Source organism: Thiohalobacter sp. COW1 (assembly GCF_016629505.1).
GTDB classification, from domain to species: Bacteria; Pseudomonadota; Gammaproteobacteria; order Thiohalobacterales; family Thiohalobacteraceae; genus Thiohalobacter; species Thiohalobacter thiocyanaticus_A.
The window spans coordinates 1515282-1538237 of sequence record NZ_AP024239.1 but is presented as its reverse complement, the minus strand read 5'-3'; the positions used below and the strand labels follow the sequence as shown (position 1 = coordinate 1538237).

16 protein-coding genes and 1 pseudogene are annotated in these 22956 nt (G+C 60.6%); 14 read left to right on the top strand and 3 right to left on the bottom strand.

Features of this window, described 5'->3' with window-relative positions:
- Positions 1-65 precede the first annotated feature (65 nt).
- Both nifJ and COW1_RS07175 read left to right on the top strand, forming a co-directional pair.
- A complete protein-coding gene (gene nifJ / locus COW1_RS07180) occupies positions 66-3686 on the top strand; it encodes a pyruvate:ferredoxin (flavodoxin) oxidoreductase (RefSeq protein ID WP_201345879.1) in 3621 nt (1206 codons plus the stop codon).
- Position 3687: 1 nt separating this feature from the next.
- Positions 3688-4701 carry a dihydroorotate dehydrogenase-like protein gene (locus COW1_RS07175; RefSeq protein WP_370590894.1) on the top strand — a complete coding sequence of 338 codons (1014 nt, stop codon included), beginning with the start codon at positions 3688-3690 and terminating at the stop codon, positions 4699-4701.
- A 115-nt stretch (positions 4702-4816) separates the two neighbouring features.
- On the opposite strand, the gene COW1_RS07170 is transcribed toward COW1_RS07175, so the two are convergent.
- The 3 genes from COW1_RS07170 to xseA all read right to left on the bottom strand — a co-directional run bounded on the left by COW1_RS07170 (position 4817) and on the right by xseA (position 10571).
- On the bottom strand, positions 4817-8071 hold the full coding sequence (locus COW1_RS07170) for a PAS domain S-box protein (RefSeq protein ID WP_201345878.1): 3255 nt from the start codon (positions 8069-8071) through the stop codon (positions 4817-4819).
- A 130-nt stretch (positions 8072-8201) separates the two neighbouring features.
- Positions 8202-9032: a peptidoglycan DD-metalloendopeptidase family protein gene (locus COW1_RS07165; RefSeq protein ID WP_096365757.1), complete on the bottom strand. Its 831-nt coding sequence runs from the start codon at positions 9030-9032 to the stop codon at positions 8202-8204.
- A 147-nt stretch (positions 9033-9179) separates the two neighbouring features.
- Positions 9180-10571 (bottom strand): exodeoxyribonuclease VII large subunit, encoded by a 1392-nt coding sequence (gene xseA, locus COW1_RS07160; RefSeq protein ID WP_096365759.1) that lies wholly within the window; start codon positions 10569-10571, stop codon positions 9180-9182.
- A gap of 163 nt (positions 10572-10734) precedes the next feature.
- Here xseA and guaB point away from each other — a divergent pair, with 163 nt between their 5' ends.
- From guaB to COW1_RS07095, 12 genes and pseudogenes are all read left to right on the top strand, one after another.
- Entirely contained in the window at positions 10735-12195 is a 1461-nt protein-coding gene (guaB, locus tag COW1_RS07155) for an IMP dehydrogenase (protein ID WP_096367519.1), read from the top strand.
- A 236-nt stretch (positions 12196-12431) separates the two neighbouring features.
- The gene (gene guaA, locus COW1_RS07150; RefSeq protein WP_096365761.1) at positions 12432-14009 is read left to right on the top strand and encodes a glutamine-hydrolyzing GMP synthase; all 1578 of its coding nucleotides are present in this window, start codon (positions 12432-12434) and stop codon (positions 14007-14009) included.
- A 414-nt stretch (positions 14010-14423) separates the two neighbouring features.
- The gene (locus COW1_RS07145; RefSeq protein ID WP_242466513.1) at positions 14424-14720 is read left to right on the top strand and encodes a type II toxin-antitoxin system RelE/ParE family toxin; all 297 of its coding nucleotides are present in this window, start codon (positions 14424-14426) and stop codon (positions 14718-14720) included.
- 8 nt (positions 14721-14728) lie between these two features.
- Positions 14729-15031, top strand: a complete 303-nt coding sequence (locus tag COW1_RS07140; RefSeq protein WP_201345877.1) for a HigA family addiction module antitoxin — start codon at positions 14729-14731, stop codon at positions 15029-15031.
- 179 nt (positions 15032-15210) lie between these two features.
- Positions 15211-15492: a hypothetical protein gene (locus tag COW1_RS07135; RefSeq protein ID WP_201345876.1), complete on the top strand. Its 282-nt coding sequence runs from the start codon at positions 15211-15213 to the stop codon at positions 15490-15492.
- A 90-nt stretch (positions 15493-15582) separates the two neighbouring features.
- Complete coding sequence (locus COW1_RS07130; RefSeq protein WP_201345875.1) at positions 15583-16335, top strand: hypothetical protein; 753 nt, start codon at positions 15583-15585, stop codon at positions 16333-16335.
- Between the two features lie 104 nt (positions 16336-16439).
- A complete protein-coding gene (locus tag COW1_RS17245) occupies positions 16440-16778 on the top strand; it encodes an HNH endonuclease (protein WP_201346054.1) in 339 nt (112 codons plus the stop codon).
- A gap of 21 nt (positions 16779-16799) precedes the next feature.
- A pseudogene (locus COW1_RS17240) lies at positions 16800-18646 on the top strand (P-loop NTPase fold protein).
- Positions 18643-19497 (top strand): Qat anti-phage system associated protein QatB, encoded by an 855-nt coding sequence (gene qatB, locus COW1_RS17180; RefSeq protein WP_370590893.1) that lies wholly within the window; start codon positions 18643-18645, stop codon positions 19495-19497. The pseudogene COW1_RS17240 and the gene qatB overlap by 4 nt, the downstream one beginning before the upstream one ends.
- On the top strand, positions 19498-20775 hold the full coding sequence (gene qatC / locus COW1_RS07105) for a Qat anti-phage system QueC-like protein QatC (RefSeq protein WP_201345871.1): 1278 nt from the start codon (positions 19498-19500) through the stop codon (positions 20773-20775).
- Positions 20772-21503, top strand: coding sequence for a Qat anti-phage system TatD family nuclease QatD (gene qatD / locus COW1_RS07100; protein ID WP_201345870.1), 732 nt, complete (start codon positions 20772-20774; stop codon positions 21501-21503). Before qatC ends, qatD begins: the two co-directional genes overlap by 4 nt.
- A 19-nt stretch (positions 21504-21522) precedes the next feature.
- Positions 21523-22908 (top strand): hypothetical protein, encoded by a 1386-nt coding sequence (locus COW1_RS07095; protein WP_242466512.1) that lies wholly within the window; start codon positions 21523-21525, stop codon positions 22906-22908.
- The last annotated feature ends 48 nt before the right edge of the window (positions 22909-22956 follow it).

Genomic DNA, 22956 nt, shown 5'->3' with positions numbered 1-22956 from the left:
CTGTGGCGGCTGCCGACCGCTGACACTATGCTGTGCACAAGGTGTCATATCCAGGGGGAATACACATGCCGGCTCCCACCATGCTGACCGTCGACGGCAACGAGGCGGCCACCCGCATCGCCCATGCCGTCAGCGATGTCTGCGCCATCTACCCCATCACCCCGGCTTCACCCATGGGCGAACTGGCCGACGCCTGGTCGGCCGCGGGTAAAACCAACATCTGGGGCAGTATTCCCAGCATCGTCGAGATGCAGAGCGAGGGTGGGGCGGCCGGCGCCATTCACGGTGCGCTGCAGGCCGGCTCCCTGGCCAGCACCTTCACCGCCTCCCAGGGGCTGCTGCTGATGCTGCCCAACATGTACAAGATCGCCGGCGAACTGAGCCCGGCGGTGTTCCACATTGCCGCGCGTTCGCTGGCCGTGCAGGCCCTGTCCATCTTCGGCGATCACAGCGACGTGATGGCCGCGCGCAGCACCGGCTTTGCCCTGCTGGCCTCGGCCTCGGTACAGGAGGCGCATGATCTGGCGCTGATCGCCCATGCCGCCACGCTCAAGGGCCGCATCCCGGTACTGCATTTCTTCGACGGTTTCCGCACTTCGCACGAAGTGGCCAAGATCGCGGTCGTCGACGAGGCTGTTATCCGCGATCTGATCGACAGCGAGGCCGTGGCTGCCCAGCGCGCCCGCGCCCTGTCGCCGGAGCACCCGGTGCTGCGCGGGAGTTCGCAGAACCCGGATGTGTATTTTCAGGGCCGGGAGACGGTCAACCCCTACTATGATGCCTTTCCCGGTATCGTGCAGGCGTGCATGGACCGCTTTGCCGAACTGACCGGCCGGCAGTATCGCCTCTATGACTACGCAGGCGCGGCGGATGCCGAACGGGTGATCGTGCTGATGGGGTCGGGTGCCGAGACGGTAGCGGAGACGGTGGAGTATCTCGAACCTCAGGGCGAAAAGGTCGGCGTGCTGCGGGTGCGGCTGTACCGGCCATTCGATCCCGCGGCGCTCATTGCCGCCCTGCCGCCGACGGTGAAGGCCATCGCCGTGCTCGACCGCACCAAGGAACCCGGCGCCGACGGCGAACCGCTGTACAAGGACGTGATCACCGCGCTGGCCCGGCATCAGTGCAGCGGTGGCGGAAGATTCACTGCCCTGCCGCGGGTGATCGGCGGCCGCTTCGGCCTGTCATCCAAGGAGTTCACGCCTGGTATGGTCCGGGCGGTGTTCGACGAACTCGATAAACCCGAACCGAAGCACCTGTTCACCATCGGCATCCATGATGATGTCAGCCATACCTCGCTGGACTGGGATCCGGGCTATCGCACCGATGCCCACCGGGATGCGGTGCAGGCGGTCTTCTATGGCCTGGGCTCGGACGGCACCGTCAGTGCCAACAAGAACTCCATCAAGATCATCGGCGAGTCGACGGATCTCCATGCCCAGGGCTATTTCGTCTACGACTCCAAGAAATCCGGCGCGGTCACGGTTTCGCACCTGCGCTTCGGTCCGCAGCCGATCCGTTCCAGCTACCTGATCGACGACGGTGCCGCGCAGTTCGTGGCCTGTCATCAGCCGGTGTTTGTGGAACGCTACGACCTGCTGGATAAGGCCGCCGAGGGTGCGGTGTTTCTGCTCAACAGTCCGGAGCTGCCGGAGCGGGTCTGGGACAGCCTGCCGCGCCGGCTGCAGCAGCAGATGATCGACAAGCGGGTCCGCTTCCACTGCATCGATGCCTACCGGGTGGCGCAGGAGGCCGGCATGGGTACGCGCATCAACACCGTCATGCAGACCTGCTTCTTCGCCATCTCCGGCGTGCTGGAACGCGACGCGGCCATTGCCGCCATCAAAGAGGCGGTGGAGAAGACCTATGGCAAAAAAGGCTCGCGCATTGTCGAATTCAACTTCCGCGCCATCGACATGGCGTTGGAGAATCTGCACGAGGTGACGGTGCCGGAGACGGTCAGCAGCGACTTCGAGCGTCCGGCCACGGTGGCGGAGTCGGCGCCTGATTTTGTGCAGCGGTTCACCGCCAGGCTGATCGCCGGCAAGGGCGACGAGGTACCGGTCAGCTTCATGCCCAGTGACGGCACCTTCCCCCTGGGCACGGCGGCCTATGAGAAACGCAATCTGGCCCTGGAGATACCGGTATGGGAGACGGACCTGTGTACCCAGTGCGGCAAGTGCCCCCTGGTGTGTCCGCACGGCGTGATCCGCAGCAAGCTGTTTCCGGAGGAATACCTCAAGGATGCGCCGTCCGGCTTCAAGTCCATGCCGGTCAAGGGCAAGGACTATCCGCAGGGGTATCATATCGCCTACCAGGTCGCGCCCGAGGACTGCACCGGCTGCGGTCTGTGCGTGGATATCTGCCCCATCCGTGACAAGTCCAATGCCAGCCGCAAGGCGCTGAACATGGCGCCCATCGACGATCTGCGCGCGCCGGAGAAGGCCAACTGGGAATTCTTCCTCGGCCTGCCCGAATATGACCGGCGTGAGGTCAAGGTCGGCACCCTGAAGGGCTCGATGCTGTTCCAGCCCCTGTTCGAGTTTTCCGGCGCCTGCGTGGGCTGCGGCGAGACGCCCTACATCAAGCTGGCCAGCCAGCTGTTCGGCGACCGCATGCTGGTGGCCAACGCCACCGGTTGCTCCTCCATCTACGGCGGCAATCTGCCGACCACCCCTTGGGCGGCCAACGGCGAGGGCCGCGGACCGGCCTGGTCCAATTCCCTGTTCGAGGACAATGCCGAGTTCGGCTACGGCATGCGGGTGGCCATCGACCAGCAGCGCGAGCATGCCCTGGATCTGCTGCACGCCCTGGGCGAGGCGCTGGATACGGAGTTGGTCGCGGCCATTGTCGCTGCCGACCAGTCGGACGAGGCGGGCATCCATGAGCAGCGCGAGCGGGTGGCGCGGCTGCGTCGCCAGCTGGACCTGATCGATGATCCGCGCGCCCGCGAGTTGGAACGGGTGGTCGAGAACCTGGTGAAGAAGAGTGTCTGGATCATCGGCGGCGACGGCTGGGCCTACGACATCGGCTACGGCGGCCTGGACCATGTGCTGGCGGCCGGGCGCGACGTGAATATCCTGGTGCTGGATACCGAGGTCTACTCCAACACCGGCGGCCAGACCTCCAAGGCCACGCCGCGCGGCGCGGTGGCCAAGTTCTCCGCCGGCGGCAAGCCGGCGGTGAAGAAGGATCTGGGCATGCTGGCCATGGCCTACGACAATGTCTATGTGGCCCATGTGGCCTACGGCGCCAAGGACGTGCACACCCTGCGCGCCTTCCTCGAGGCCGAGGCCCACCCGGGGCCCTCACTGATCATCGCCTATTCGCCCTGCATCGCCCACGGTGTGGACCTGTCGCACAATCACCGCCAGCAGCAGCTGGCGGTGGACAGCGGCCACTGGATCCTGTTCCGCTACGACCCCAGGAAGGTCGCCGAAGGCAGGAATCCGCTGCATCTGGATTCCGGCGAGCCGAGCATTCCATACCGCAAGTACGTTGAATCCGAGACCCGCTTCAACATGCTCTGGCGCACCCATCCGGAGGCGGCCGAGGCCTTCCTCAAACAGTCACAGGAAGAGGCGCTGGCGCGCTATCATCACTACAAGCAGCTGGCCGGAATCTCCTGGGAGGAGCCCGAGTCGCCGGATTTCCAGCAGGACGATGATACCGGGGAGGAGGGTTGAGATGGTGGACCTGAGCACGGATTACCTGGGTCTGGAACTCGCAAGCCCGCTGGTGCCCTCGGCCTCGCCCCTGTCGCGGGACCTGGACAGCGCCCGCCGGCTGGAGGATGCCGGCGCCGGTGCGCTGGTCATGTATTCGCTGTTCGAGGAGGAGGTGCAGCACGCCGAGGAGGCCACCGCACGCTTTCTGCACGAACAGGCGATCGGTTTCGGCGAGGCCGAGAGCTTCCTGCCCCAGCCGGACAGCTATATCAACGAGGTTGATGCCTACCTGGAGCAGCTGACCCGGCTCAAGCAGATGCTCGATATCCCCGTGATCGCCAGCCTCAACGGCGTGAGCGATGATGGCTGGGTGCGCTATGCCCGCTTGATGCAGGAGGCTGGCGCCGATGCCCTGGAGTTGAATGTCTATTACGTCGCCGCCGATATCAGCCAGTCGGCCGCCGAGGTGGAAAGCCGCTACGTGGGGATGCTGCACGCGGTGCGCGAACAGGTATCCCTGCCGGTGGCGATGAAGCTCTCTTCCCAGTTCAGTTCGGTCGGCCATCTGGTCGGCAGTCTGGAGGCGGCGGGCGCGGCCGGCGTGGTCCTGTTCAACCGCTTCTACCAGCCGGACATCGATCTGGAGACCCGCGAAGTGGTGCCCAGCCTGACACTGTCCTCGCCGCACGAAGCGCTGTTGCGCATGCACTGGGCAGCGATCCTGCATGGCCGCACGCGCCTCTCCCTGGCGGTGAGCGGCGGTTTTCATACCGCCGCCGACAGCCTCAAGGCCATCATGGCCGGTGCCGACGTGGTGCAGCTGTGCAGTGTGCTGCTGCAACAGGGCCCGGAGGAACTGGAGCGGATCCGTCAGGGTATGCTCGACTGGATGGAGGAAAATGAATACGACTCCATCCGCCAGATGCGCGGCTGCGTCAGCTACCGCAATGCCATCGATCCGGCCGCCTACGAGCGCGCCAATTACGTGAAGGTGCTGGAGACCCATGCCGCGCCGCGCGGCGTGTGGCGGTGATGGGAATGTGTGGCGCCGGGAACGCAGAGGACGCAAAGTCCGTAGGTCGGGTTAGCGCAGCGTAACCCGACAGGGAACGGCCCGCGTCGGGTTACGCCCTACGGGCTAACCCGACCTACGATTCTTCTCGCCTGTCGTCAGTCGACGGACTGAACAGCCGGGCGAACTCGTCCGCCGGCACCGGCCGTCCGTAGTAATAACCCTGGGCCACGTCGCAACCCAACTCCTGCAGGAACCGGCTCTGCTGCTCGGTTTCCACGCCTTCGGCCACGATCTTCAGCTGCAGGCTGTGGCCCATGGCGATGATGGCGCGGATGATGGCTGCATCATTGTTGTCCACGGCGGCCTCGTGAATGAAGGCGCGGTCGATCTTGAGCCGGTCGATGGGCAGGCGCTTGAGGTAGCTCAGCGAGGAATAGCCGGTGCCGAAATCGTCGATGGCGAGTTCCACGCCGATGGTGCGCAGTGATTCCAGCGAAGCAATCGCCTGACCACCCTCGTGCATCAGGGTGCTTTCGGTGATTTCCAGTTCCAGGCTCTGTGCGTCCAGCCGTGAGTAGTTCAGTGCCCGCTTGACCGCTTCGAGGATATTGCTGCGCAGTATCTGGACCCCGGAAATGTTCACCGCGATCTTCTCCAGCGGCAGACCGATGTCCTGCCAGTAACGCGCCTGCTCGCAGGCGGCTTCCAGCACCCAGTTGCCGATGGGTACGATCAACCCGGATTCCTCCGCCAGCGGGATGAAGCGATTGGGCGGAATCAGGCCCATGTCCGGATGGTTCCAGCGGATCAGGGCCTCGGCACCGATGATGCGGCCGTCGATCAGCGAGATCTGTGGCTGGTAGTGCAGCACCAGGTCCTCCTCGTCCAGGGCCCGCCGCAGGCTGGTTTCGAGCAGGATGCGCTCGAATGCGGTATTGGTCAGTTCCTGGGTGTAGAACTGGAAGTTGTCCCGGCCCTGCCCCTTGGCGCGGTACATGGCGGCGTCTGCATTCTTGATCAGGGTATCGGTGTCGCGGCCGTCCTCGGGATAGATGCTGATGCCGATGCTGGCGGTCACGTGCAGGGTATGCATGCCGGAGACGAAGGGCTGGCGAAACAGTTCCATGATCCGGCCGGCCAGTGCGATCACGTCCTGGCTGTGACGGACCTGGTCGAGGATGACGATGAACTCGTCGCCGCCCAGTCGGGCCACGGTGTCCTCGTCACGCAGCAGGCCCCTGAGCCGGCGGGCCGATTCCATCAGGATTTCGTCGCCCATGCTGTGGCCCAGGCTGTCGTTGATGTTCTTGAACCGGTCCAGGTCGATGAACAGCACCCCGATCTGATGGTGCTCGCGCCGGGCATGCTGGATGGCATGTTCCAGGCGTGCGCTGAGCAGCAGCCGGTTCGGCAGATCCGTGAGCGGGTCGTGATGGGCCAGGTGATCCAGCTTTTCCTGCGAGCGCTTGATGGTCGTGATATCGGAGAAGATGTAGACGTAGTTGGCTGGCTGGTTGTTGCTGTCGAGCACCATGCTGACCGTCAGCCAGGCGGGAAAGAGTTCGCCGTTGGCGCGGCGCAGCAATGCCTCGCCCTGCCAGCGCCGCGCCTGTTTGACTGCCTGCCAGTCGACGCCGTTGCCGGGCGCCGTATCCAGTGCCGGCCCCAGCTGTTCCGGGGTCTGCAGGCGGATGCCGTCCTCGCTGTAGCCGGTCAGTTCGGTGAAGGCGCGGTTGGCAGCCAGGATGCGGCGTTCGGTATCCAGGATCAGGATGCCTTCGGCGGTATTGTCGAAGGCCACCGCAGACTGACGCAGCTGCTCCTCGGCCTGCCGGCGTTCGGTGATGTCCTCGGCGATGCCGGCCACACGCACCGGCCGTCCCTCCTGATCCCGCACCGGATAGGCCCGGGTCGAGATCCAGCGTATCCCGCCGTCTGGACGTATGATGCGGAACTCGGGGAAGCCGATTTCCTCCTGATCCAGATCGATACTGTCCATGAAGGCCCTGATGCTGTCCCGGTCGTCGCCGTGAATCCTGTCCGCCCAGGACATGGGACTGGCATAGAGTGAATCCGTGCTCGCGCCCCAGACCGCTGCGTAGGCCGGACTGATGTAGTGGACCTGCAGCCAGTCCGGTGACACCAGCCAGAATACCTCGTTGATGTTCTCGGCCAGATCGCGGAAGCGCTCTTCACTGGATCTCAGTGCGGCCAGGGAGTGGATGTGTTCGGTGACGTCCTGCATGGTGCCCACCATCTGTGCCGGCTGCCCCTGCAGGTCGCGGACAAGTTCGCCGCGCGCATACACGTAGCGGACTTCACCGCTGGGACGCTGGATGCGATATTCGCTGTCGAGGTGCGATTCACCACGGACGGCGGCATTGATCGCCTCCTCCACGCCCGGCCAGTCCTCGGGATGGATGAGTTCGGCCAGCAAAGCATACCCGGGTGCGCGGCTGCCGGGTTTCAGGCCGTGGATGCGGAACATCTCGTCGGACCAGTTCATCTGCTCGGTGGCGATATCGCACTCCCAGCTGCCGACATGGGCGATGCGCTGGGCCTCGGCCAGGTTGCGGCGGCTGAGCTGGAGGTCGCGTTCGATCTGCTTGCGCCGGGTGATGTCATGCACCATGCCGATCAGGTGCGGTTGTCCCTCGATATCGACACGGTTCAGCGTGACCTCGGCGTCGAACAGGCTGCCGTCGAGGCGCTGGTGCTGCCATTCAAAGCGCTGGGTCGTCCCGGCCAGGGCCGCAGCCATTCGTTCCCGGGAGATCTCTTCGGAGCGGCCGCCGTCGGGCTGGAATTCGGGTGAGAAGCGGGCCGGGTCGCACCCGATGACCTGTTCCCGGGTGCAGCCGAAGACCTCCAGCGTTTTCGGGTTGCAGTCGATGAAATGGTCGTCCCGGGTCAACAGGATGCTGTCTGTGGCGTTGTCGAACAGGGCCTTGTAGCGCTGCTGGCTCTCGCGCAGCGCTGCCTCGACCTGGTGGCGTTCGGTAATGTCGCGTACCGTCCCTTCGATTCCGGCGACCTTGCCCGTGTCGTCATAGATAAAATGGGCACTGGTCGCTACCCACAGTTCGGTGCTGTCCTTCCTGCGCAGGCCGGCCTCGTAGCCCTGGACCTGGCCGCCGTTGTCGGCCAATGCCTGGAGAAATGCCGTTCGTGCAGCCGGATCCAGATAGAACTCGGTTATGTTGCGGCCGATGATTTCTTCGAGCCGGTAGCCGCTCAGGGCCTCCACCGAGCGCGAGGCGAGCAGGATGCGGCCGTCGATGTCGGTCCGGTAATAGGCATCGGTGAGATTGTCGATGATGGAGCGCAGTTCCGCCGCTTCAGGACTGGCTGCGGAACCCGGCGGTGTGCGGAACAGACTGCTGGACATGATACCGCTCCCTCTGCGGGACGCTGAATGAATGCTGCGCCTTGCGGATACTTACTTCAGCAGTCTAGTCAAGAATTCCCCTGGCGGAAAGTTACAGCGGCAATCAGCTGCGGGAACCGTGACGCGCTGCTCAGGGGGTGGGGGTGGGGGTGGGGAGGAACAGCAGCGGATCGATACGGGCGTCGTTCAGGCTGACGCCCCAGTGCAGATGCGGACCGGTGACCCGGCCGGTCCTGCCGACCGTGCCGATGATATCGCCCTGGGCAATACGGTCGCCGGCCTTCACGTCGATGCGGTGCAGGTGGCAGTACATGGTCACCAGCCCCTGGCCGTGATCGATGAACACGCTGTTGCCGTTGAAGAAGAAATCACCGACTTCGATGACCTCGCCGGAGGCGGGTGCGCGGATGGGCGTGCCCTCGGGCGCGGCGATGTCCAGGCCGCTGTGGGGCTTGCGCGGTTGCTGGTTGAAGAAGCGGCGCAGGCCGAAGGGGCTGCTCAATTCGCCGTCGACCGGCCAGATGAAATCGAGTTGGACATCCTCGGCGAAATTGAATGTCCGCAGTGCCGAGCGGATGCGCGGGGTTTCGCTGCGGATGCGTTTGAGATCATCCGGGTTGGGGTTGACCTGGCGCTTGTTCTTGAGCGTGATGTACTGGGCCTCGTATTCCTTGGGCTGGACCGTGAAGGCGATGGGCAGCTCGCCGCTGGCGTCTGCCACCTGTATCCGGTGCTCACCCGGTTCCAGGCCGAGCGGCAGCCCGACCAGGGCGTGCCAGCGATTGTCGTGCCGGACGGTCAGGGTGCGGTTGCCGTTGAAGGTCACCCGCGGCGGCTGCGTCAACTCGGGCAGGGGAATGACCGCCATCCCGCCGGGGACCGGATCGGCCTTCGGCAGCTGGGCAGCGACCAGGGCCTGGCTGAACAGCAGGCTGAACAACAAGAGAAATATGCGCATCATCTGAACAATGTATCCAAGGGTTTGTCATGCACGGTAGCGCAGATCAGCGCTGCGCACAGCGAGGGTGTCGGGTTACGCCTTTCAGGCTAGCCCAACATCCGCGATCCTGTCGGATCATACGGTGCCGACCTGATCCGCACATGGAATTCATGCATCTTCATCTCCGTGGACGGTTTTGACCTCTGTGGTCAGCCGCCCGCGCGCCAGTCGCACGTCGATGATATCACCGGTCTGCAGGCCTTCCACCGATCTCAGGATACGGCCATCCGCCCCCAGGCGCACGATGGCATAGCCGCGCTCCAGCGTGGCCAGCGGACTGACGGTGTCGAGCTGGCGCATCAGGCCGGTCAGGCGCTCGCGCTCGCGCTGCAGTTGATGGCGCATGGCCAGGTGCAGACGATGGGCCAGTCCGGTCTGACGCTGGCGGGCCGCCTCCAGCCTCGGCACCGGGTTGTGGCGATGCAGGCGGGCGGCCAGTTCACTCAGCCGGCTGCGGGCGTGGCGCAGCCGGACCTGCTGGCTGCGCTGCAGGCGGCCTTCCAGTTCGTCCAGGCGCTGGCTCCACTGGGTCAGCCGCTGGCCCGGGTGCTGGCGCTGCAGCCGCTGCTCCAGCCAGGCCAGGCGTTCGCGGCGGCGTTCGAGTTGTTGCGTGATCCGCCGGGTCAGTTTCTGTTCCCGGTCGCGCAGGCGCAGCCGCCAGTCGTCCTGGCTGGGACTGACCATTTCGGCCGCCACCGAGGGGGTGGGGGCGCGCCGGTCGGCGACGAAATCGGCGATGGTGAAATCGATCTCGTGGCCAATACCCGTCACCACCGGCAGCCGGCAGGCATGGATGGCGCGGGCGACGCCCTCCTCGTTGAAGGCCCACAGGTCCTCCAGCGAGCCGCCGCCGCGGGCCAGGATCAGGACGTCGCAGTCCCGGCGGGCATCCGCCAGGGCGATCGTCTCGGCGATCTTCGCGCCCGCCCCCTCGCCCTGGACCGGGACCGGATAGACCAGCACCGGGATGGCGGGAAAGCGCCGGCCCAGCACGCTGAGGATATCGCGGATGGCCGCCCCGGTGGGGGAGGTGATCACGCCGATGCGCCGGGGCAGGGCGGGCAGCGGCTGCTTGTGCGCCTCGGCGAACAGGCCCTCGGCGTCCAGCTTGTCGCGCAGCTGCTCGAAGGCCCGGCGCAGGGCGCCGGCCCCGGCCTCCTCCATGTGCTCGACGATCAGCTGGTAGTTGCCGCGGGCCTCGTACAGGGAGACGCTGGCGCGGACCAGCACCTGCATGCCTTCCTGCGGCTGGAACCGCACATTGCGGTTGCGGCCGCGGAACATGGCACAGCCGACCTGGGCGCGGGCATCCTTGAGGCTGAAGTACCAGTGCCCGGAGCCGGGCCGGGCCAGGTTGGACAGCTCCCCCTCGACCCAGATCAGCGGGAAACGGCTCTCCAGCAGGTCGCGGGCCTCGGCGTTGAGCCGGGAGACGGTGAAGACGTCGCGTTCGTCCCCGGGCAGGGCAGGGGACGGGGGTGGAAGGTCAGGGCGCTGCATGGATCGATCATACCGCAGCCGGGCAGGGGAAAACACACCGCGAAACAAGGGACTGTTCCTGCCCGGTCGGGCCGGCAAAAGCGTGATTGCGGTTTACCGGCCGTGGCGCAAAACCTATAATTGCGCCCTTGATGAGCTGACTATGGCACGGACCCCCTCCATGATACGCATCCTTGAAGAAGCCCTGACCTTCGACGACGTCCTCCTGCTGCCCGACCATTCCGATGTGCTGCCGCGCGACGTGGATCTCTCCACCCAGCTGACGCGCGACATCCGCATGAACATCCCGCTGCTCTCTGCAGCCATGGACACGGTCACCGAGGGCCGGCTGGCCATCGCGCTGGCCCAGGAGGGCGGCATCGGCATCGTGCACAAGAGCATGAACGCCGAGCAGCAGGCCGCCGAGGTCAGGCTGGTCAAGAAATTCGAGAGTGGCGTGATCAAGGACCCGATCACCATCAGCCCCAATGCCACGATTCGCGATGTGCTGGAACTGACCCGGGCGCACCGCATCTCGGGTGTGCCGGTGGTCGACGGCGAGGATCTGGTCGGCATCGTCACCAACCGCGACGTGCGTTTCGAGACCCGCTTCGATGCCCCCGTCTCCAGCATCATGACGCCCAAGGACAAGCTGGTCACGGTGAAGGAGGGCGCGGAGAAGGACGAGATCCTGAAACTCCTGCACCAGTACCGCATCGAGAAGGTGCTGGTGGTGGACGACAATTTCCGCCTGCGCGGCCTGGTTACGGTCAAGGACATCCAGAAGGCCTCCGACAAGCCCAATGCCTGCAAGGATGACCAGGGTCGGTTGCGTGTCGGGGCCGCGGTCGGTGTCGGCGCCGGCACCGATGAGCGGGTCGAGGCCCTGGTGGCCGCCGGGGTGGACGTGATCGTGGTCGACACCGCCCACGGCCATTCCCAGGGGGTGCTGGACCGGGTGAAGTGGGTCAAGCAGAACTTCCCCGACGTCCAGGTCATCGGCGGCAACATCGCCACCGCCGAGGCCGCGCTGGCCCTGAAGTCGGCCGGCGCCGACGCGGTCAAGGTCGGCATCGGCCCGGGCTCGATCTGCACCACCCGCATCGTGGCCGGCGTGGGCGTGCCCCAGATCAGCGCCGTGGCCAATGTCGCCGCCGCGCTGAAGGATTCCGGGGTGCCATTGATCGCCGACGGCGGCATCCGTTATTCCGGTGACATGGCCAAGGCCATCGCCGCCGGTGCCTATTCCATCATGGTGGGCAGCATGTTCGCCGGCACCGAGGAGGCCCCGGGCGAGGTCGAACTGTTCCAGGGCCGCTCCTACAAGTCCTACCGCGGCATGGGCTCGCTCGGCGCCATGTCCGGCCAGCAGGGCTCCAGCGACCGCTACTTCCAGGAGGGCAACGAGGCCGAGAAGCTGGTGCCGGAGGGCATCGAGGGCCGGGTGCCCTACAAGGGTCCGCTCAACCCGGTGATTCACCAGCTGCTGGGCGGGCTGCGCTCCAGCATGGGCTACACCGGCTGCCGCACCGTCGACGAGATGCGCACCAAGCCGCAGTTCGTGCGCGTGACCGGCGCCGGCATGAAGGAGTCGCATGTCCATGACGTGCAGATCACCAAGGAAGCGCCGAATTATCGTGTTTAAGTCGCCGGACCGGGCTGAATAAAAAACCTGTCCGCCCCTTGTCCCTGGCTGCCTGACACACATGGCATTTACAGACAGTATTTCACTTTACCCGTCATTCCCGCGCAGGCGGGAATCCAGTGCCTGGCAGGATAAACAAGGCCTGGATCCCCGCTTTCGCGGGGATGACGAGACCAGGGGGAGCGTCCTTCGTACCTGATCCCTTCCCAGAACCCTAGTATTCAGAGCCCAGAACCTTGACCACAGACATCCACGCCCACCGCATTCTCATTCTTGATTTCGGCTCGCAGTACACTCAGCTGATAGCCCGCCGGGTGCGCGAAATCGGCGTCTACTGCGAAATCCATCCCTACGACATGGCGGCCGAGGACATCCGCATCTTCAGCCCCAGGGGCGTGATCCTGTCCGGCGGGCCGGAAACGGTCACGGCCGAGACCTCGCCGCGGGCGCCGCAGCAGGTGTTCGAACTGGGCGTGCCGGTGCTGGGCATCTGCTACGGCATGCAGGCCATGGCCTTCCAGATGGGCGGCAGGGTGGAGAATGCCGAGCATCACGAATACGGTTATGCCCAGGTGCGGGCCCACGGCCACACCCGTCTGCTGAAGGACATCGAGGACCATACCAGCCCCGAGGGCCATGGTCTGCTGGATGTGTGGATGAGCCACGGCGACCGTGTCATCGACATGCCGCCGGGTTTCAAGCTCATGGCCAGCACCGCCGGCGCGCCGATGGCCGGCATGGCCGACGACGAACGCGGCTTCTACGGGGTGCAGTTCCATCCCGAGGTGACGCACACCCGCCAGGGCGGACGCATCCTCAGCCGGTTCGTGCTGGAGATCTGCGGCTGCGACGCCCTGTGGACGCCGGGCAACATCATCGAGGATCACATCGAGAGTATCCGTGCCCAGGTGGGTGAGGACGAGGTGCTGCTGGGCCTGTCCGGCGGGGTCGACTCCTCGGTGGTGGCCGCGCTGCTGCATCGGGCCATCGGCGACCAGCTGACCTGCGTGTTCGTGGACAACGGCCTGCTGCGCCATCATGAGGGCGACCAGGTGATGGCCACCTTCGCCGAACATATGGGCGTGCGGGTGATCCGGGTGGATGCCGAGGAGCGCTTCCTGAAGGCGCTCAAGGGCGTTGACGATCCGGAACAGAAGCGCAAGATCATCGGCAACCTGTTTATCGAGGTCTTCGACGAGGAGGCCGGCAGGCTGAGCAATGCCAACTGGCTGGCCCAGGGTACCATCTATCCTGATGTGATCGAGTCCGCCGGTTCCAAGACCGGCAAGGCCCACCTGATCAAGTCGCACCACAACGTGGGCGGCCTGCCGGAGAAGATGAAGCTCAAGCTGGTCGAGCCCCTGCGCGATCTGTTCAAGGACGAGGTGCGCAAGCTGGGCACCGAACTGGGCCTGCCCTTCGATATGGTCTACCGCCATCCCTTCCCCGGACCGGGTCTGGGGGTACGCATTCTCGGCGAGGTGAAGAAGGAATACGCCGACACTCTGCGCCTGGCCGATTTCATCTTCATCGACGAGCTGCGCAAGCACGACCTCTACGACAAGGTCAGCCAGGCCTTCGCCGTGTTCCTGCCGGTGCGTTCGGTGGGCGTGACCGGCGACGGCCGGCGCTACGATTATGTGGTGGCGCTGCGCGCGGTCGAGACCATCGACTTCATGACCGCGCGCTGGGCGCATCTGCCCTACGAATTCCTGGATCATGTCTCGCGGCGCATCATCAACGAGATACCACGCATCTCGCGCGTGACCTACGACATCTCCGGCAAGCCGCCGGCCACCATAGAGTGGGAGTGACTGGAATTTTTAACACATTGAAATATAACAATTAAATAAATCTAATCAACGATATAGTCTGCATCATCAATGGCATTTTTCATGGTGTTTGTTGCGTGTAGCAAGGCAGCAGACATCGATACCATGAGAGAAAAATTGAGCTTGGCATGGTATTGGGGCGCTTGATTTATAGGTGCTCTTGAGCAATCCGAAACCGGCAATTCAAGCACAGTGCTTCAGTAAAACAGTACTGTTTTTCTGAAACTATTGGCAGCGTAAGGACTACTAGCTTACTGAAAAAGCAATTATTTTCGTAATTATGCTCGTGGAGAAGGTCGAACTACCCCGCTAGGCCTGTGTCTACACTCTCAACGTCTATTACTTGCAGAAAGTAACTGGGTACGTTACAGTTTCCCATAAAGAAGGAGATTGCTATTGATTCAGAGTTTTCGGGACCGCTGGCTAAGGGATTATTATCTGGAAGATAAAACCAGCAAGAAGATACCCGCTGAGGTCGAAGACCGGCTGTTCCGAAAGCTGCAGTTAATCGATGATGCGACCTGTGATCTCGACTTGCGGTCGCCTCCGAGCAATCATTTTGAAAAGTTGAGAGGAAATTTGGCCGGGAAACATTCGATTCGCGTTAACAAGCAATGGCGGCTGGTGTTTACCTGGTCCGGCGAACGTGGTGAGGCCCAGGACATCTATCTGGATAACCACGATTATCGGTGAGGCAGGCTATGAATATCACAAAACGGCAACCCGTCAGTGTCGGTGAGATGATTACTGAGGAGTTTCTCGTGCCCATGGCGTTGACTCAGGGGCAACTTGCAGAAGCGATGGGTGTCAGCCGCAAAACCGTCAATGAGTTATGTACCAACCGCCGTGCAATCACGGCTGACACGGCACTGATGCTGGCTACTGTATTTGGGAATTCAGCTGGTTTTTGGTTGAATCTGCAGCAACGCAACGACGTGTGGAAAGCACTCAACACACCAAAACGACGGGCCCGGATCGAGAAGGCTAAGCCGATTGCTGCCTGAGTTTGAGGGTAATGGCCGTTAGTAAACACAAATGGACATTCCTCTCACGATTCCGGGCTGGCGCTTATAGCTGGAAGGTATCAAGGCTGGCATGCCAGCGTTTTCGCGAAGCTGTCACAGAAATCAAGAAGGTCACAAAGAAAGATCTCCTAATTGGCGCAGAGGGTGCTGTCCGTCTGATGGAAAAGATCTGGCCAGCGCTGGAACACGTGGATAGCTCCAGTGGAGCGCTGGGGTCAGCGGTCAACAAGACCCTGGATGATCTGATACCGATTGTTGTTAATGCCCCAGCAGATGAGAAGACCCGTAATAATTGGCTCGACCGGCTCTGGCAGGCAATGGAGGATGACGGTGTCGATTACCTCAGCTCTGTCGGTGACCGGTGGGGAGAGCTATGTGGCTCTCCGGAAGTCGCCGGCCGCTGGGCGGAAGAGTTGGCACCCATGTTACGCTCCTGTTGATCAGATCCGAATCCGGGTGGCTATTTCCACGGCGCGACAGCGTGTCTGTCCTGTCTATTAACGACCGGTCGCCACAAGGAACTGCTCGGTTTGCTGGAGCTACCGCGATATTCGTCCTGGCATTATCGTCGCTATGGCGTCGAAGCACTCCTGGCCATGGGCAGGAAGGCGGAGTCGGTCCAGTATGCCGATGCCTCGCGGGGACTGAACCAGCCGGATTCCGTGATCGACCAGGCTTGCGAGGAGATCCTGATCTCATCGGGATTGTGTGAGGAGGCCTACCGACGCTACGGGTTGAGCGCTGCGGTGGGGAATTCCTACATCGCCCGGTTTCGTTCAGTTGCAAAACGCTATCCAATGAAAGATAAGTTGCAGATCCTGTCAGACCTCATAGCCACAACTCCAGGCGAAGAAGGGAAGTGGTTTGCGACGGCCAAGGAACTCGGATTTTATGATCTGGCATTGGAACTGGCCAACCGGAGTCCCTGTGACCCAAAAACCCTGACCCGGGCGGCCAGGGATTACCTTGACTCGGAACCGGCATTTGCGCTCGGATCGGCAATAGCCGCTCTTCGCTGGTTGAGTGAGGGGTGGGGTTACGAGGTGACCAGCATCGATGTGGAGGAGGCCTATGATCGGGCGATGGACGTTGCGGCCAAGTTGAATATGGTTGGCGATGTGAACGAGCGGATCAGGCAACTCGGCGAGGCGAGTGACAATATAGCGGTACAGTTTGTTCGGAAGGCCGTGCAGGAACGCATGCGGGCAGCTTATAAAGTGCTCCATTACCTTCAGGAGCAGCAGGACATCCATCTGGAAGTTAAAGCCCGGAAGGTTACCTAGGGTGCTATGTGGCAGTGTTCAATCGGCAACTTCTTCTAGCATTTTGAAGGATTTTCTGAGCATGGTGCTTTTCATGGTATTGCCAATTAGCAGAAAAATAAGCCATTGAATATAAAAGTCAAAAAAGGCTTATTGATAATAGAGATGGAATCGAGCATTCCCGTCCGCGATCCAAGGGCGGGACCGACCACCTAAATAATCTGTATGCGGCGTGTATAAGCTGCAATCGTAGCAAAGGCAACAGCACGACAGCATCTGCTCGTGGTGCGAATGGGTACCGGACAGCGCCGTTGTCCGAGAAAAGGAAGAATGGAAATGCTTGGGCTGGTGGGGCCGTAGGCGCGCTTGCATTTCTGTTTGTTCCGCCACCACTGCGATTGGCAGCGGCTGTGGTGGGCGGTGTCGTGGGTGCGGTTGTGGGGAAATCGTACGAACCGGACTGATCAATTAGGAATTGCTAGGAAATGTGGGCTGATAACGAAACTGAAAAGGACTTCCTGAACTTCTCGGGTGTTGCCGATACTGTTGCTGAGATCATCACGCAGGCGGCCGGGCGGCCGACCTCGATCGGTATTTCGGGTTCCTGGGGCGCCGGGAAGTCCTCGATGATCAAGCTTGTACGTACAGCACTTGGCGAGAAGGACCAGAACGATCCTGAGCAGTTCATCTACGTAGAGTTCAATGCTTGGCTTTATCAAGGCTACGATGATGCTCGCGCGGCGTTGCTTGAAGTCATAGCGACTACGCTGAATGAAGAGGCGGATAGACGGAAAAATGGGGTCGACAAGGCAAAAGAACTCCTGCAGCGTGTCAACTGGCTTCGCGCCGCCAAGCTGGGGGTTGGGTCCGGACTTGCGCTTGCTCTCGGACTACCACCTACTGGACTGATCGGCGAGGCCGTCACCTTTGGAAAGAAGGTGCTATCTGGGGATCTGACGGAAGGCGATGTAGAAGGTGCTGAAGAACTGGCAGCCAATGCCTTCACAACGGCTGGAGGGCTGATCAAGGCGAAACCGGAACTTTCACCGCCGCGTGAGATTCACGCCATCCGGGAGTGTTTCGAGCAAACGCTTAAAGAGATGGGTGTAACACTCGTTGTACTCATCGACGACCTGGACCGCTGTCTGCCTCCTACCACCATTTCGACGCTGGAAGCGATACGTCTGTTTCTGTTCCTGAATAATACGGCTTTCGTCATCGCTGCCGACGATGCAATGATCAAGCATGCTGTTCGTCAGCATTTCGGAAATGTTGATGATGACTTGGTCATTAATTATTTCGACAAACTCATACAGATCCCCATCCGCGTTCCGCCGCTCGGCACACAAGAAGTACGGGCCTACATGATGCTTCTGTTCGTCGAGACTGCTGATATTGAAGATGCGATTAAGGAAAGCATCCGTGAGGCTGTCTGCGCTCAGCTTGCGAAGAGTTGGCGTGGCGAACGCGTTGACCGGGCCTTTATGCAGATGTTTACAAAGATGCGCCAGCCGAGATCATTGCGTGCTTTGACACGGCCGACCGCCTTGCGCCGCTCATGGTGAGCGCCAGCCAGATCGCAGGTAATCCTCGCCTCGTCAAACGGTTCCTTAATGCGCTATCAATCAGGATGGCCATCTCGCGCGCGCATGATGTTGGTGTCGATGAGGCAGTCCTGGCCAAGATGCTGCTCTTTGAACGCTGTGGAAACCCGAAGGCGTATGACGCCTTAACTGCGGCTGTGAACAATGACCCTGACGGCAAGCCAGTTTTTCTGGCTGGGTGGGAGCAGAAGGCTACGGCTAACGAGGAGCTTGCGCTGGATCAGCTCTGGGATGATCCATTTATCCGCGAATGGCTTGCGATCACGCCTCAGCTTGCTGATATTGACTTGCGAGGAGTCCTTTATGTCAGCCGCGAGCATGCGCCCCTGATTACACCTGAGGATCGGTTGTCATCAGAAGGTGCGGAACTGCTCACCGCCATTCTCAAGAGTCCTGATATGGCTGCGAGTCTCCATGATCGGCTTGCGGCACTTCCACGGCCAGAAACCACTGTCATCATGGACCGTGTACTCGAACAGGCGCGGCGAGAGCAGGAATGGGGTACACCCGCAATTCTTGACGCATGTATCGCCGTTGCCAAGGCCGATCCGTCGCTGGGAACCCGCGTCGCAGGCTTCTTGAGCGAACGCCCAACTGGCCAGATAAAGCCCGGTATCGTGCCCAAGATCAGCGACCAGCCATGGGCTGCTGGTGTTTTCGATCGCTGGAAGGACGCTGACGTGAGTGATCCAGTTAAAAAGGCGATCGGAACCGTGGAGAAGGGATGATGGGCACGTCGTCATCAAGCTCCGGCTCACCTTCCGGCACGCCTATGGTGCCACCTTGGGTGCCGGATCCTGTGCCACCGTCCGGTGATGGGCCTGGAGATGATAGTGCTACTCCACCGGATGGCGGCGATGCGCCTGATCAAACAGCGCCAGCCTCCGCACAGCCTGTGCCCATAGCACCGCCCGCACGCTTTGGTGGGGCGCGTACACGGCTTGGTAGCTTTGCCCGTACAGGTTCGGCCGATGATATGCGAAAAGGCGTGGGACACTACGCCCATAAGGATCTGGGTGGTGGGGGCACGGCTGTGCGCCGACTTGGTGGTACAGCTCGTACCGCCGGAACACTGTTTGGCGCGTTATCAGCAGCTGCCGCCGGCCAAGCGTCAGGTGCGAGAAACGAGCTGGATCCTGCTGTTCTCGCAGGTCGTAGCGCCGACGAAGTCATGAGTGCTGTCGTCGAAGCAGTGCGACCCGTGGACGGTACCCAGGATGGTGAGGCCAGTCGTGCTGCGATCGGCAAAGCACTTTCCGAGCTTCTCACACAGTACCCGGACGCCGACCTGCTCAACCTTTCAGAGGAGCAGCGGATACTCGCTGTTGAGCGCTTTATCGCATGGGATGTATTCAATCGGTTTGATCTGGATCTTGGCAAGACAATCCAGGAAAAAGCACCGAGTGCCACGAGCGCTCTTTCCCGCCTTAAAGAGGTGCGAGATTTCATCACGCAAACGGTCGCGGCTGAATTCAGAAAGTTGGCGGGCGGTGCGGCAGCACTGGGCGGCAGCAAGGTCGCGGCTATGGTCCGTGATGCCCTCGGGCTGGCAATTGGGGTTTTCGAGGGGTATCTGTAGATGAAGATTCTATGTGGTCCTTCCAATTCCAAGCTCGGGCGCCTGCGCAAAGATGACTTGCGGTGCATCCTGTATGGTTCTGCAGAGAATGCTTCTCAAGGCTCGGCCGGCGGGTCACTTCTCAAACACGTTCAGCGTTTGAAGCTATCCCCAGTGCCTCGCGCATGGGATCTGCTGTCGCTCGCGCTATCTGTCATTTGTGCTGATACTGCTGAGCGGCGTGGTGATAGTCCGGACGGGTGGACCCGCCAGATCGCTCTTAAGGTAGCAGTGAGCGATCCGAACTTCTGGACTGCACATCGCTTGCTCATCGAGGATCAGCTCAAGTTCCTTACAACTGATGTATGGGAACTGGAATTCACGGGTTATGGGCTTTACCCGAAACCACCGAAAGTTCCGAAATTCCCGGATAGTGATTGTGTTGCCTTGCTCTCGGGAGGTCTAGACAGCTTTGTGGGTGCTATCGACCTCGTTGCCGATGGCAAAAACCCTTTTGCTGTCAGCCAGGTTGCGGCCGGTGATAAGCAATCGCAAGCAGAGTTTGCTGCCAAGATCGGTGCTGGGCTTGATCATCTTCAACTGAACCATAACGTCAAATGTCCGGGTGAGAACGATCGTTCACAACGTGCACGTTCATTCATATTCCTCGCCTACGGCGTTTTGGCAGCCAGCGCGCTAAAGCGCTACAAGGATGGTGAGCGTGTTGATCTGTATATGTGCGAGAATGGGTTGATATCGATTAATCCGCCTCTTACGCCTGCTCGGCTTGGTAGTCTTAGCACAAGGACGACCCATCCGGTTTTTCTAGGACTATTTCAGGAATTGCTTGATGTTGCTGAGTTGCGCATCACCGTTCGCAACCCATATCAATTCAAGACGAAAGGCGAGATGCTCAGTGAATGCAAGGATCAGGCATTTCTCAGGAAACACGCTGCAGAGACGACAAGTTGTGGGCGCTATGCCCGGAATGGCTGGCAACACTGCGGGCGATGTCTTCCGTGTCTGATCAGACGTGCTGCATTTCATGCGTGGGGTGAAGCCGACAAAACACAATATGTCTACGCCGATCTGTCGAAAAATGATCCGCAACACGCCCGATATGATGATGTGAGATGTGCGGCGATGGCGGCAGCGCTTGTCGATGCAGAAGGGTTGGATGCGCTTGCGACGACCAATTTGAATGCCTTAGCCATGGGTGACCTCAGCCCATATAGAGACTTACTCACTCGCGGCATCAAAGAAGTCGGTCAGTTTCTAACGGCGGCAGGCGTTCGATGATCGACTTTCACTGTCACGTCGACCTGTATCCCAATCCGCGTGAGATTGCTCGGGAATGTCGTGAGCGAAAACTCAGAGTGCTGTCAGTGACCACGACGCCTAGCGCGTGGGATGGAACCTCCGCTTTGGGCGGAGGTACGATGATAACTGCGCTTGGTCTCCACCCTCAGCTTGCCCACGAGAGAAAGGGTGAGTTGCCGTTATTCGATCGCATACTTCCTGGCAGCGCCTATGTAGGCGAGGTTGGATTGGATGGGGGGCCGGAGTTCAAGGCTCATTGGCAAGACCAGGTCGATGTCTTTCGACACGTGCTTAACGCGTGCAATGAAGCCGGTGGAAGGGTTATGTCGATTCACAGTCGACGAGCAAGTACACCGGTACTAGATCTATTGGAACTGTACCCGGGGTCGGGTACGCCGATACTTCACTGGTTCACAGGAACAGTGCGTGAGCTGGATCGGGCTATTTCTTTAGGGTGCTGGTTTAGTGTTGGGCCTGCAATGCTCAGGAGCAAACGCGGAAAGGACTTAGTGATGCGAATGCCACAAGAACGTGTGCTTACAGAGTCCGATGGTCCGTTTGTACAACAAGGAGGAAGAACAATTTTACCTTGGGAAGTGGATGTGGCTGTGGATGCTATTGCAGAGTGCTGGGGTTGTGATTTGGGGGTTATGGATCAGATCCTGAGCAACAATCTGAATATGCTCTTATCAGAAGGTCAACAGTAGTTTTCAGATCGACTTGCAAATGGTTCAAAAGGCAATGCAGTCAACAAGAGAACATTATTTCTACGTTTCGATCGCCAAGTTCCTTTTCCATCATCCTGATCATGGCATTGTGTCAGTGCGGGACCCGATCAAGCTCAAAGATGCTAAACGATACAGGCTTAGCCCCCTCATACTCTACGGATTGACCGTAGTTGGATTACCCATTCGGTGGATGACATTTACCTCGGTTGATCAGCCCAGGGCCTTCCGAGATGTTCTTCTGGAGGCATGGAGTAAAGCCGAAGGCTTGCGTGGCCGGCCGGACATCCTACGGATCAACCGACACCTTGCAATGGCTAGCCCTGAACTTGTGCAGGAAATGGCAAAAATCCAAGTTCAGGTCGAGGTTGCTGATGCCAAGGAGAAATCCCTTCCCGCGGCTCTGCGCTCAGCACAAGATTCCTGCAGATGGTTGCTTGGGAAACACGACAAAGAAGAACGGTCTCTTGCCGGGGCGATTCAAGCTCTTTGTCAGGATGCTCTATACGACCATGATGTTCATGTCAAAAGTGATTACAAAGACGTGAACAGCCGTGACGTCAAAGACAGAATTCAGCAGTGGTTATCTTTACCCTCGCAAATGCCGGTACCAATGGTGAGTGGTGGACTCGACTGGGAGCTTGGTCCATGGCTGTCCTCCTGGGAATCCTCCTTACCGCCTGATCAGCCACGTCATTTCAGTCCTGATGGGTTTGATGGTAGGACCTGGTTGCTGATAGGAGAGAAGGCACCCGAGGATATCGTTAATAATGGTCATTATTGGATCTACAGCGACTATGACAACGCGGCCGAAATAACCAAGAACCTTGTGGCGTGCTGGCCCAATACTCCTGCAGAGGTTGCCAAGTGTGCAGGTATTACTCTGCGGGAGCTTCAATGGTTCACTTCGGGGAATGCTCCACTAGATCGGCATGTGCGCTTCGATTTGGAAGACTTGCTCGGCATCGAATACGACGAAAGCATGGGTAGTTATGTGATTGCCGGGCCTTGTGTCCTGATGGCCAAAAAACCGATGGCTCTCAAGGAGGTCTATGAAGACCTCTCCAAAGGCGGAGATGCAAGCCCCTGTGAGATTGTTCCTCGCCAGGGAGCCGCAGACCCAAGCTGGCGATACGTGTTGATCAACATGTACGGTGAACCCCCGAGTATTGTGATGGCGCCACGCGGAGCAAAAATCACGGAGCATATTCCGGATTTGCTTATGAATTTCGACGGGATCAAGCAGGTCGCCCCTGAATTCTACCGGGATGTTGTTGCTACCTGTGCCCGGGCAAGCCGCGAACCTACGGCCAACATTCGCGAGACGAAAGACTTTGTGAAGCGCTACGAACAGCAATGGGTAGATTGTGCCTGGCAATCCGAATGAATGACTCTTTATGCGGTATGGGTGCCCAGGGATGCTTTTGCTCAGGAT